The sequence below is a fragment of the Oryzomonas sagensis genome, assembly GCF_008802355.1.
GTDB lineage: Bacteria > Desulfobacterota > Desulfuromonadia > Geobacterales > Pseudopelobacteraceae > Oryzomonas > Oryzomonas sagensis.
This window is the reverse complement of sequence record NZ_VZRA01000002.1, coordinates 396,747-408,766: the sequence shown is the minus strand read 5'-3', so window position 1 is coordinate 408,766 and position 12,020 is coordinate 396,747. Positions and strand designations below refer to the sequence as shown.

Below are 12,020 nucleotides of genomic sequence, written 5' to 3'. Positions count from 1 at the left end.
CATTCGACAGGTGCCGCTATGAAACATTACATCGTGTTCCTTATGCTGATCTTGCTGTCAACCTTCGTCCTCGCAGGCGTTCCGGACACGGTTGAAGGGCCGAAGGCCTGTAAACGGTGCGGCATGGACAGGACCGCTTTTGCCCGAAGCCGGATGCTGGTCATGTATGCCGATGGAACCACCGTCGGCGTCTGTAGTCTCCACTGCGCAGTTGAGGAAATGCAGCGGAACAGGGGAAAACAGGTCAGGTCGCTCATGGTTGCCGATTACACGACCAAAAAGCTGGTGGATGTAACGACGGCCATCTGGGTCGTTGGCGGCAAGAAGCAGGGCGTGATGACCGCACTGCCCACGTGGGCCTTTGCCCGTATGGAAGGAGCCAGGAGTTTCATTGGTGAAAACGGTGGAACGACGAGTTCATTTGACGGCGTGTTGAACTCAGCCCTCAGGGAGGTGCAGGCACAGGCCGCCGAGGAGCGGGCAGTGGTACGCGAAATAGAGCACGAATTGAATCGGTAAATACCAGGCGTATTTCTGTCTTCCTTCAGAACCGCGCTGATGCAAATATCAGACAAACACCGATAAGACAAGGCGTTACGATCGGATATACTAATTTCAAATATTGACGTTAAAACCACCAACAACGATCGGAATTGATTCCATGCGACGCGCCTCCATGAAACGACGGAACAAGGTCCTTGTGCTTGCCTGCCGGTTTATTGTCCTCATGTTCTGCGCGCATCTGGCGCTTCCCGGTACAGGGGCGTCGGCAACAACACCTGCGTCTGCGGAGTCCTCACGACCGATGGACGTCCAGGGCAAATCCGTCCCTCAAGCCGCCCAGCAGGGGCAACCATTGTCTCCCCAGCCTTCCGGGCAAGCGCCGACACCCCTCGGCACCGTACCGAGAGCCCCCGGGGAAAAATCCGATTTTGAACGATATGTCTCCGGCAAAAGTCCGGCAGCCATATCCCTCGATATCGGCCAGTTCGGCTACGATCTTTTTGCCAAGCCGCCGTCCACATTTGCGCCGTCCCCAAATGTTCCGGTCGGTCCCGACTATGTCGTCGGCCCCGGCGACGCAATCAAGATCGACGTGTGGGGGCGGTTCGAAGGGAACTGGAGTGTCGTCGTCAACAACGACGGCACCATCAGCCTGCCGAAGATCGGCGTGTTTGGCGTCGCCGGGGTCTCCTTCAAGGAATTGAAAGAACTTCTGCACAAAAAATTTTCCAAATACTATGGCGGCTTTGACATGAACGTCAGCCTGGGCCCCCTGAGAACCATCCAGGTCTATGTGGTGGGGAATGCGCAACGGCCCGGAGCGTACACCATATCGTCGCTCTCCACCGTCATCAATGCCCTGTTCGAAAGCGGCGGACCGCTGAAAACCGGTTCGATGCGGAACATACAGGTCAAGAGGAACGGCAAGACCGTGGTTACCTTCGACCTCTATGATCTTTTGTTGCAGGGCGACAAGACCAGGGATCTCCGGCTCATGCCCGAGGACGTGATCTTCATCCCGCCCGTCGGCCCCCTTGCCGGGATTGCCGGGACGGTCAATACCCCCGCGATCTACGAGTTGAAGGGCGAAACCAGGCTGCTCGACCTCATCGCGATGGCAGGCGGCATCACCGGGACCGCCTACAAAGGCCGGGTGCAGATTCAGCGGACCGAAGATCATCATTCCAGGATCGTGTTCGAGGGCGACCTCCTCGACATCGAACATAATCCGGCAAAGAACCTCGTGCTCCAGGATAGCGACCTGGCAAAGATCTTCGCGGTTGCCGACAACTCCAAGACCGTCACGGTTACCGGTGCGGTTGCCAACCCCGGGGAATACGGCGTTACCCCCGGCGTGACAACGGTCAAGGACATCATCTCCCTGGCGGGCGGACTGCTTTACTACACGTCCGACCAGGCCGAAATGACGCGGGTAACGGCGACTCAGTCAGGGCCGAAGACCGACATATTCAGTATCGATCTTGCCAAGGCCCTGGCAGGCGCCCCCCAGCACAATGTGCCGCTGCAGACGAACGACTACCTGCTGGTGCGGACCATTCCCGAATGGAGCATCTACCGGACCGCGGCCATCAAGGGCGAAGTCAGATTTCCCGGAACCTATACCTTCAAGCAGGGGGAGCCCCTGTCATCCCTGATTGAGCGGGCCGGCGGCTTCACCCCGCGGGCGTACCTGCGCGGCGCCATGTTTACCAGGGAACGGGTCCGGGAGCAGCAGCAGCGGCAGATCAACGAGATGGCGGAACGGCTTGAGCGGGAACTGAGCGGTGCCGGAGCCGCCCAGGTCGCCACCGCTTCGTCCCCGGACGATGCCCGGATGGTCCAGTTCGAACTGGAGCAGAAAAGGCAATTCATTGCACAGCTCAAGGCGGCCAGGGCCAAGGGGCGGATCGCCCTGAACATCACCGAAATGACCACCTTCCGGGGGTCGGCCTACGATATCGAGCTGGAGCAGGGCGATACCATCACCGTGCCTTCGGACCCCAAGACCGTCCAGGTGATCGGTTCGGTCTACAATCAAAGCGCCTTTGTCTACGAACAGAGCAAGGAATACGGCTACTACGTGGACTTGGCCGGGGGCTACACCTCCAATGCGGACAAGGGCAACGTCTTTATCCTGCAGGCGAACGGCACCGCTCTCAAGGCGGGCGGGAGTTTCCTCGGCTTCGGCCAGCGCCTGGGTTCCGGAGACACCGTCGTCGTCCCCGAGCAGCTCGACCGGATCGCCTGGATGCGCAACATCAAGGACATAACCCAGATCATGTACCAGATCGCCGTGGCCGCCGGCGTATTGATCGTCGTATTTTGAAGGAGACCGCGTTGCAAACCGAAAAGACCCACCATGCAGAGGATGAGATAAATCTCCTCGATTATGTGATCGTCATCATGAAATGGAAACGGCTCATTGTGGGGATAACCCTCGCCTGCATGGCCGTCACGGCGATAGCGGGTCTTATGTTGCCAAAGATATACCGGGCCGAAACCAGGATCCTGCCGCCCCAGCAGAACAACGCGGGGACGGCCTCCCAGCTGTTGAGCCAGGTCGGCGGCGGTCTGTCGGGGCTGAGCGGCATGCTCGGCACCAGCCAGACCGATCTCTATGTGGGCATGCTCCAGAGCAGGACCGTGCTTGACAACATCATCAGGAGGTTCGACCTCAGGAAGCTTTATGACGTCAAAACGTCCGAAGACGCGAGGAAACACCTCACTAACAATATCAATGTGCAGGGTGATGCTAAGAGCAATGTCGTTGTGATCTCGGTGGAGGACAGGGTCCCCCAGAGGGCCGCCGATATGGCGAATGCCTTTGTGGAGGAGCTGAAGGGCATGACGAAGGGCCTTGCGGTCACCGAGGCCGCCCAAAGGAGATTCTTCTTTGAAGAACAGTTGAAGGAGACAAAGGAAGCGCTCATCAAGGCCGAGGAAAGGGTGAAAGGGTTCCAGGAAAAAACCGGGGCGCTGCACGTGGAAGAGCAGGTGAAAGCGGTCATCAAGAATATTTCCGAGCTGCGCGCGGGGATAGCCGCCAAGGAAGTGGAAATAAAGGTGTTGAAGACCTATTCGAAGGCGAACAACCCTGACCTGCAAAAGGCTGAAGCGACCCTAAGCGGGATGAAAGCCGAGTTGTCAAAGCTTGAGTCGAAACATGGCACCGGAAACGACCCGATGATGTCCACCGGCCGCATGCCTTCGGTTGGCACGGAATACGTCAGAAGATTGAGGGACCTGAAGTTCAATGAGTCCTTGCACGATCTGCTGCTCAAACAGTACGAAGCAGCAAAGCTGGACGAGGCCCGGGACGCGGCGGTAATTCAGGTCATCGACAGGGCGGTGCAGCCGGAGAAAAGGGCAAAGCCGAAACGGACCGCCATGGTTGCGATTGCCGGAGCGGTGAGCTTCCTGCTGTCCATCGTCCTGGCCCTGCTCCTGGATTACCGGGAGAGGGTTCTGAGGGACCCGGGCAACAGCGAACGGATCGTGCAACTGAAAAAATTCTCCGGTATCGATGCCTTTCGGGTACTGGCAATGAAAAGGCTCCCCGGCAAACTGGACGGTTACGACCATGACTGAGCGGAACACGATAGGCCAGGCCGCCTTGCCGGGGAGGCGCCTTGCGCGGAATACGCTTTTTAACCTGATCGGCTTTGCCGCGCCGATTGTGGTTGCCCTGTTTTCCATACCGGCCCTGGTCAAGGGGTTGGGAACCGAGCGGTTCGGAGTGCTCACACTCTCCTGGATGGTGGTCGGCTATTTCGGTTTCCTGGATATGGGCACCGGCCGTGCCACCACGAAATTCGCTGCCGATTACGCGGCTCGCGGAGACACGGCGGCCTTGGCCAGGCTGGTATGGTCATCCACCATACTGCTGTTCTGCCTCGGCACAGTGGGAGGCATCCTGCTGGCAATCCTGAACCCGTTGCTGGTGACCTGCGTCCTCAAGGTCCCAGCGTTCCTGACAGGGGAAACAATCTCTTCATTCTTTGTGCTGGCCGTTGCTATCCCGTTCGTTCTCGGCACCGCCGGGATGCGGGGTGTCCTCGAGGCGCAGCAACGTTTCGGCCTGATCAACGCCGTGAAGATCCCCGTCAGCTCTGCCTCATTTTGCGCACCGCTCCTCGTGCTCCCTTTTTCACACAGTCTGTTCCCCATTACGACGCTCCTGCTCTTGGTACGTATCCTGGAATTCAGCGCCTATTCCTTTTTCTGCCTTCAGGCCATTCCCGGGATGACCCGCCCCCAATGGCCCAATAGGGCGGATGCAAAGAAATTGCTCGGTTTCGGCAAGTGGCTGACGGTCTCAAACATTATCGGCCCCTTCATGAGCTACATGGACCGGTTCCTGGTCGGCATGCTTATGACCATAAGTGCCGTAGCGTATTATGCAACTCCGTACGACATGGTCATGAAGCTGGGGATCATCTCAAGCAGCGTGCTGGGGGTAATTTTTCCGGAATTGAGCGCCATGCTGGTCAGCGGTCCCGGCCGGTTTGTCTTTTTGTACGAACAGTCGCTGAAATACATCATGTTTATATCGGCCCCGGTTACGCTCGCCATCATCGTCCTGGCCGGACCGCTCATGGAACTGTGGCTTGGCCGCGACTTTGCCATGCACAGCACCCTGGTCCTTCAGATCCTTGCGGTGGGAATCTTCGTCAACTCTGCTGCGCAGGTGCCGTACACGGCGATTCAGGCCCTGGGGCGGCCCGACATGACTGCCAAGCTGCACCTGCTGGAACTCCCCTTCTACCTGGTGGTCGCCGCGGCGCTGATCATCAGGATGGGAATCGTGGGCGCAGCGGTGGCCTGGCTTCTCCGCGTGGCGGTCGATGCGGTCCTGCTGTTCCGGTTCGCCCATCATGCCATGCCGTCAACAGATCGCCGGATCGGCAGATCGATCGTCACCACGGTGGGAGTTGCCGCCCTGTTGATCCTTTCCCTCTGCCTTGCGACAATCCTGCATGATTTGATGCTCAAGCTGCTCCTTGCGGTCGTATTTATTTCAGCGCTTTTAGCCTTTTTCTGGTGTGTTTCATTGGATGCTGAAGAAAAACGGAAAATCATGTTCGTGAGTACCTACCATGCACGGTAGGCCCACGGCAAGGCACTGGGGTCATGTATGTTTTTTACCTGCAGGGTATGCGGAAAAACAGGCGACGGGCAGGGATACCGGATTCGGGAAATGTTCTACGGCTCCCATGAAGAGTTCGACTATGTCCAGTGCCCGTCCTGCCGTTGCCTTCAGATCGCAACGATTCCGACAGACATGGGCAGGTTCTATCCCTCGGGATACTACGCCCATTCAATTATAGACGAACGTTCGCTCCTGCATGGGTGCAAGGCCTTCCTGCGACGTCAAAGGAACAGATATCTGCTGTTCAACAAGGGCATGATGGGGAGGATTTTGTGCCGGTGCTTTCCTGCGGATTTTCCCTTATGGCTCTTCGCCGGGTTGGACGGGTTGGAACACATGGCAATACTCGACGTCGGGTGCGGCAGCGGCAGGCTTCCGTACCAACTGAAGGAGGCAGGCATCAAGGGAGTGCTCGGCATTGACCTCTATATCGAAAAGGACATCGTCTACGGGAACGGGCTCTCGATTAAAAAACAGTCGCTCCCCGACATACGGAACACTGAAACAAGATTTGACCTCATTATGTTCAACCATTCGTTCGAACATATGCCCGAACCGGAGGACATTCTCAAAACTGCGGCATCGGTTCTCACCGATTCCGGGACGGTCTTGATCAGAATCCCGACAGTAGATTCGCTTGCATGGGAGCATTACCGCGAGAACTGGGTGCAAATCGACGCACCGCGTCACTTGTACCTCCATTCCCGCGCATCACTGGATATAGTCGCGGCAAAGGCGGGGCTTCGAGTTGCCGAGGTGGTGTATGATTCGGATTCGTTTCAATTCTGGGGGAGCGAGCAGTACCTGAGAAACATACCGCTCGAATCAGAGCGGTCATACCACTGTGCGCCAAGCAAATCAATCTTCACTAAAAGGCAAATTTGCGAATTCCAGCGAAGAGCCGTTGACCTGAATAGAGCAAACCGCGGGGATATGGCGGCATTTCATCTCAGGAAGCTCCTGCCGGATGAGCGCCCCTCGTCATAACGAAACCAACTGGATGCACATGGATGTGTTGCGTGAACGTATTGATTGTTTACATGATGTTTTGGACGGGACTGGTCAGCTTCGCTGCAACGGCATTGGGCCAGGGTAACGCGTACCTCCGCTATGGGCACTACGTGCTTTTGCTCATGAGCTCTGCCTACTGCTTATATTTGCTGTTACAGCGGAAGATGATCATTACCGCCTTGTCTCTTTTGATAGCCGCCTACATTGCCCTGAGGATCCTTGCGGTGTCATCATTTGCCCTGTCCCACGAGTACACGCTCCCCGGCTATCTCTATCCCCTCAGGAATTGGGTTCTCCTATTGAATTTTTTCGTGATAGGCCAATCGACGGTACTGCCGAGAGAAACCGTGAACCGCCTGATCGTAAGGATGCTGATCATCACCGTTTTGGTTCTGTTCGCTTTCGAGGTCTCCGGTTTCTTCTCCACACATTTCAAACCGTTATTCCCCCTGCCGTCGCGAATTCCTTTTGTTACCTACCGCATCGGCATTGATGAATTCATCATCGTTTACGCCTATCTCCTCTTGAGCCTCAAGCTGATTAGAAACGAGCTGCCGGTGCCGAAGTATCTCATGGGAACAGTGCTCATCCTGTTCGCCTTCTTTATTTGCCAGACAAAGCAGATACTGCCGGCCATCATTATCGTCTCGTTGTTCCTGATCGGCACAAGGTGTGAGCCCTATTTGACGAGGAGAAAAGTAGTCTTTACCGTCTCGTTTCTCGCGGTCGCCGGGGCAATCGTGTCCGGGTTGTATTGGGTCATGACCAATGTCCCTCACGATACCTATCTCTCCCTGTGGCGGAGGTCGTTGGCGCTTCACTATGTCTGGGAAAAGGTCAACGCGTACCCCATATTCGGCTACCCCATACCTTCCAACCTGTTCGGGGGGACAATACCGAAGGACATCATCCATCATTTTTATGGTTTTGATTTCTACGCTACCATATTCCCGAGCGACATCCCCCTTATGTTCGTTCTGGCGGAGGAAGGGATCGTCGGGGTGTCGTTCGTTGCCGCGTTGTTGTACCTCTGCTACAGAAAGGCGCCGGACAAGGCATCTTATCTGATTATCGTACTGCTGTCGTTAGTCGGAACGTTCCGCATGTATTACCTGGTCCCGGTAGGGAGCTCATTCACCTTTTTCATGCTCGGTCTCATCACCAAAGACACGACAGAGGGTTAGCGGCATGGATGTGTCCGTCATTATCGTCAATTTCCGGACAAGAGAACTGCTGCAGCACTGCATTCGCTCAATACTGGACTGGAGTGCAGGCGTAGAGTACGAAGTGATCGTGGTGGACAACGCATCAAACGATGGCTCGGCCGAGATGGTAGAATCCGTTTATCCCGGGGTGAGGGTACTCGCCTCCGAGGAAAATATCGGCTTCGGTGGGGGAAATAATGCCGGGGTGGCGCTGGCACACGGCAAATACTGCCTCCTCCTGAACCCCGACACGCTGTTGCAGAATAACGCCCTGAAGATCCTGTTCGACTTCATGGAACGACCGGAGAGTAAGGCGATAGCAGCATGCGGGGCCTCGCTGCTCGATGAAGACCACAGGCCGGCGGTATCCTTCGGCAGGTTTCCGACTGTCGGATCGATGCTTTTCTACAGCCTCCCCGGCTCGTCCCCGTTCCGGGACAAGGAGGAGGGGATCGTCCTGAATCCTGTGGGGGTGCCGTTCCCCGTGGATTTCGTTTCCGGTGCCGATCTCTTCATCAGGCGGGAGGTTTTCGAACGAATCGGCGGATTCGACGAGAACTATTTTGCCTATTACGAAGAGGTCGACCTGGCGCAACGGATCTCCCGCCTCGGCCACCGATCGGCAATTGTCCCCCCGGCCCGCATCCAGCATCTGGAAGGCAAAAGCTTCAACAACTCATCCCTACGGAAAAAGTTTATGTTCGAGAGTTCCCTGTACTATCTGGCGAAGTTCGGGAAAAGGGACGCCCTGTTCAAACTTTTCTGCTCGGTCAATGAGGTAAAATACAGGCTGTACCAATGGTTCCACCCCAGGGCGGACACAACCGCGTGGGGCGAGATGATCACGGCGGCACGACAGTACCGGAGCAAGACGTGATCAGGAAAAGATCGTGGCCGGGCCATGCGGTAACGCAGCATCCGCCGGGTGGCTCGCCATCATTTCAAAGAGGGCATGAACCGGGTGGAATGGGGGAGTGACGGACGATATGAACGGAAAAGGCGACCTCCTGTATTTCAGCAATGTGGAATGGAACCTGTTCCAAAGGCCCCAGTCGCTTTCGGTGGAATTTGCGAACAGGGGCTATCGGGTATTTTATGTGGAGCCGATGCTGTCGCTCGGGAACATCGCTCACCATCTGCTCACCGGGAAATCGCTGCGGTTGCCGGAAATTCCCCACGACAACGTGATCCTGCTCCGGCCCCTGCTGGCGTTATCCACATTCCGGTTCGGCACGACCCAACGCCTCGACAGGATACTGTTTGCCCTCTGGTTTTCGAATATCAAGAGACGTTACGCCATCCGGAACGATGCCATTGTCATGCTCAATCTTCCCTACTGGTGGAAAAATATTATCGACCGCAGCCTGTTTCCGGAGAACAGCATCATCTATGACTGCATTGATGACACGCGCGTCCATTCCAGAAACAGAAAAATGCTGGATCGCATGGAACGGTCGGAACGTGTCCTGGCGTCCGAGGCGGATGTGTGTTTTGCAACGGCTGGCGAGTTGTTCAAAAAGATGAAAACGGCAAATCCCAGAACATATCTGCTCCCGAATGCAGTGAGCTGGGAACATTTTCTCTCGAAAAGCGCCACTGTCCCGGCCGACCTTGCTGCATTGCCAAGGCCCCTGGTTGGTTTCGTCGGGTCCCTGTATGACCATATCGATTTCGGGGTTTTTGAAAGAATCGCTGAAATTCTCAAAGAAGGGACCGTTGTCCTCGTCGGGTTTACTAACCGGGAGGAGGAACTGGGGCGGCTTTTGGCACGGTACAAGAACATGTATTATGCCGGGGCAAAAAGCTTCGATGAGGTTCCGGCGTATATGAAAGCTTTCGATGTCTGCCTGAGCCCGTTCAACATCGATACTGTCGGAAACAGCGTCAACCCGTTAAAGCTGTATGAGTATTCGATCTTCGGAATGCCGATCATTGGTGCGAGGACAAAGGAGATGGAAAACTACGCGGACCTCGTTTACCTCTATTCCACCCCTGAGGAGATAGAACCGGCGCTCTCACAGGCGCTCGATGAGCATCGGGATGATGCCAGGAAGCGGCAGCGCATCCAATTTGCCCAGCATAATTCATGGCAGGCAAGAGTCGATCAGATCGAACAGATACTTGGGCACTGATATGAACGTGCTTTTTCAATCACGGCAGACGCTTTTCACGGTTCCCGGGGGGGACACGATCCAACTCCTGAAGACAAAGGAATATCTGGAGAGGGCGGGGGTCCGTGTCGGCATTTCGACCGAACTCGAACCAGATGTGGCCCCCTACGATGTGGTGCATCTGTTTAATCTGACCCGTCCGCAGGAGATCTATCTCCAGGCGCTTAATGCGAAAAAACAGCATAAAAAAGTGGTCCTTTCCACGATATACATGTCCTACGCAGAATACGACAGGCATGCGCGACGTGGCATGCTTGGTCTCCTGGCCAACGCCCTGAGCTGGGGCCAGATGGAGTACCTCAAGATCATGGCGCGGGCCGTCAAAAACAGCGAGATTACCAAGGGAACAGGCCATATCTTGCTCAAGGGCTATCGGCCGCTGCTGGAGAGCATCCTGGATATGGTCGATGTCCTGCTGCCGAATTCGGAATCAGAGAGGAAAAGGCTGATGAAGGATTTCAGCAAAGCGGGCGCAAAAAACCATGTTATCGTGCCGAACTCAGTAGACATCGGCCTGTTCGATCCCGGCACGGCCACTGTCGCCCGTGAGATTGAACCATACCGTGGATGTATCCTGTGCGTCGCCAGGATAGAAGGGAGAAAATGCCAGCTCGACCTCGTCCGGGCGGCGAAGGAGTTGCCATGGCCGCTCGTCCTGGTCGGCAAGCCTGCGCCGAACCATGGCGCCTACTTCGAACAGATAAAAAGAGAAGCCGGCCCCAATGTGCATGTTATCGGCGAAGTCGACCATAACCTGCTGCCCCACTACTACAAGGCGGCCAAGGTTCATGCCCTGGTCAGTTGGATGGAGACGACGGGACTTTCTTCTCTGGAGGCAGGCGCCATGGGCTGCAATCTGGTCATTACCAATAAGGGTGATACCCGGGATTACTTCCGGGATTATGCTTTCTACTGCGCCCCGGATTCCGTCGGGTCGATCCGGCTAGCCCTTGCGAAAGCCTATGAGGCTCCGGTAGACCCGGCATTGCGAAAACATATTCTGGCAAATTTTACCTGGGAAAAAACCGCTGAAAAGACCCTGGAAGGGTATAAAATGGCGCTGGGGATCAAGGAAGGCCTCTCATGATTGCATCGGTGATGAAGCGCTTGCATATGATCAGGGCAAAACTGGTACACGATCCGTACCTTAAACATTCCCTATGGCGGGATGTGGCGCACGAAACCTTCAAATGTTACGGTTATCGCAAGGCAGGTATAAAAAATAGTATGAGGGTTGACCACATAGATGGTTTTTTCAAGGTCGGAATAGAAGGCAGGGTCATCTACTGGCCCGATACGGCGGATGTGGCGAGGGTCGTGGATATGTATTTCGAGGTGTTCAACCAAGGCAATAACCATTATTTCGATATCCCGGAGATGGTGGTCAAGACCGGGGACGTGGTCATGGACTGCGGGACGTGCGAGGGATATTTCACGCGCAAGGCATTGGAATCCGGGGCGGGCAAGGTTTACTGCATAGAGCCGGGAACGGCCATTGTCCGATGCTTGTATAAAACATTCGAATCCGAGATACAGGGAAACAGGGTTTCCATCCATCCCTGCCTGATCGGAGACGAGAATAAGTCTGTTGAATTTTACGATAACTTTTCAGACCCGACAATCGGGCAGATAAGCCGTAAGAGTGAGGCCGGCCGTCACAATGGCTATATAAAAAATGTTCAAATGGTTACTGTCGATGAATTTTGTCTAACCAACACAATAGATAAAGTGGATTTTATTAAGGTCGACATAGAGGGCGGTGAAGTCGGTCTTGTTGTTGGCGCTGAAAAGACCATAAAGAGGCACCGTCCCAATTTGGCAATTGCCGTTTATCATGCGGCTGAGAACGCGAACCTCATTGTGGATTTTATTGAAAAATTATCGGTGGGCTATGAAATACGCGTCAAAGGCATCGTTGATTTCGCTGGGGTGCCACGACCGGTGATGGTGCATTGTTATCACGCCAAATGACACTTAAAT

The 12,020-nt window shown here is 55.3% G+C and carries 10 protein-coding genes; all 10 read left to right on the top strand.

Features of this window, described 5'->3' with window-relative positions; all coding sequences use genetic code 11:
• Positions 1 to 18 precede the first annotated feature (18 nt).
• Positions 19 to 519 carry a nitrous oxide reductase accessory protein NosL gene (locus tag F6V30_RS09780; protein ID WP_151156788.1) on the top strand — a complete coding sequence of 167 codons (501 nt, stop codon included), beginning with the start codon at positions 19 to 21 and terminating at the stop codon, positions 517 to 519.
• Positions 520 to 676: 157 nt separating this feature from the next.
• Positions 677 to 2,830 (top strand): SLBB domain-containing protein, encoded by a 2,154-nt coding sequence (locus F6V30_RS09775; protein ID WP_191965645.1) that lies wholly within the window; start codon positions 677 to 679, stop codon positions 2,828 to 2,830.
• Between the two features lie 11 nt (positions 2,831 to 2,841).
• Positions 2,842 to 4,092, top strand: coding sequence for a GumC family protein (locus F6V30_RS09770; protein ID WP_151156786.1), 1,251 nt, complete (start codon positions 2,842 to 2,844; stop codon positions 4,090 to 4,092).
• The gene (locus tag F6V30_RS09765) at positions 4,085 to 5,611 is read left to right on the top strand and encodes a flippase (protein WP_151156785.1); all 1,527 of its coding nucleotides are present in this window, start codon (positions 4,085 to 4,087) and stop codon (positions 5,609 to 5,611) included. Before F6V30_RS09770 ends, F6V30_RS09765 begins: the two co-directional genes overlap by 8 nt.
• 27 nt (positions 5,612 to 5,638) lie before the next feature.
• Entirely contained in the window at positions 5,639 to 6,640 is a 1,002-nt protein-coding gene (locus tag F6V30_RS09760; RefSeq protein WP_151156784.1) for a class I SAM-dependent methyltransferase, read from the top strand.
• A gap of 32 nt (positions 6,641 to 6,672) precedes the next feature.
• The gene (locus tag F6V30_RS09755; protein WP_191965644.1) at positions 6,673 to 7,848 is read left to right on the top strand and encodes a hypothetical protein; all 1,176 of its coding nucleotides are present in this window, start codon (positions 6,673 to 6,675) and stop codon (positions 7,846 to 7,848) included.
• Between the two features lie 4 nt (positions 7,849 to 7,852).
• A complete protein-coding gene (locus F6V30_RS09750) occupies positions 7,853 to 8,746 on the top strand; it encodes a glycosyltransferase family 2 protein (protein WP_151156782.1) in 894 nt (297 codons plus the stop codon).
• Positions 8,747 to 8,855: 109 nt separating this feature from the next.
• Positions 8,856 to 10,001, top strand: coding sequence for a glycosyltransferase family protein (locus tag F6V30_RS09745; RefSeq protein WP_151156781.1), 1,146 nt, complete (start codon positions 8,856 to 8,858; stop codon positions 9,999 to 10,001).
• Entirely contained in the window at positions 9,898 to 11,127 is a 1,230-nt protein-coding gene (locus F6V30_RS09740) for a glycosyltransferase family 4 protein (RefSeq protein WP_218043322.1), read from the top strand. Before F6V30_RS09745 ends, F6V30_RS09740 begins: the two co-directional genes overlap by 104 nt.
• Complete coding sequence (locus F6V30_RS09735) at positions 11,124 to 12,011, top strand: FkbM family methyltransferase (RefSeq protein WP_151156780.1); 888 nt, start codon at positions 11,124 to 11,126, stop codon at positions 12,009 to 12,011. Before F6V30_RS09740 ends, F6V30_RS09735 begins: the two co-directional genes overlap by 4 nt.
• Positions 12,012 to 12,020 lie beyond the last annotated feature (9 nt).

Bases quoted from the DNA above. Each gene is read 5' to 3' on its own strand.
- F6V30_RS09750 (WP_151156782.1), top strand. From the start codon at position 7,853: ATGGATGTGTCCGTCATTATCGTCAATTTCCGGACAAGAGAACTGCTG.
- F6V30_RS09745 (WP_151156781.1), top strand. From the start codon at position 8,856: ATGAACGGAAAAGGCGACCTCCTGTATTTCAGCAATGTGGAATGGAAC.
- F6V30_RS09760 (WP_151156784.1), top strand. From the start codon at position 5,639: ATGTTTTTTACCTGCAGGGTATGCGGAAAAACAGGCGACGGGCAGGGA.
- F6V30_RS09780 (WP_151156788.1), top strand. From the start codon at position 19: ATGAAACATTACATCGTGTTCCTTATGCTGATCTTGCTGTCAACCTTC.
- F6V30_RS09775 (WP_191965645.1), top strand. From the start codon at position 677: ATGAAACGACGGAACAAGGTCCTTGTGCTTGCCTGCCGGTTTATTGTC.
- F6V30_RS09740 (WP_218043322.1), top strand. From the start codon at position 9,898: ATGAGCATCGGGATGATGCCAGGAAGCGGCAGCGCATCCAATTTGCCC.
- F6V30_RS09765 (WP_151156785.1), top strand. From the start codon at position 4,085: ATGACTGAGCGGAACACGATAGGCCAGGCCGCCTTGCCGGGGAGGCGC.
- F6V30_RS09735 (WP_151156780.1), top strand. From the start codon at position 11,124: ATGATTGCATCGGTGATGAAGCGCTTGCATATGATCAGGGCAAAACTG.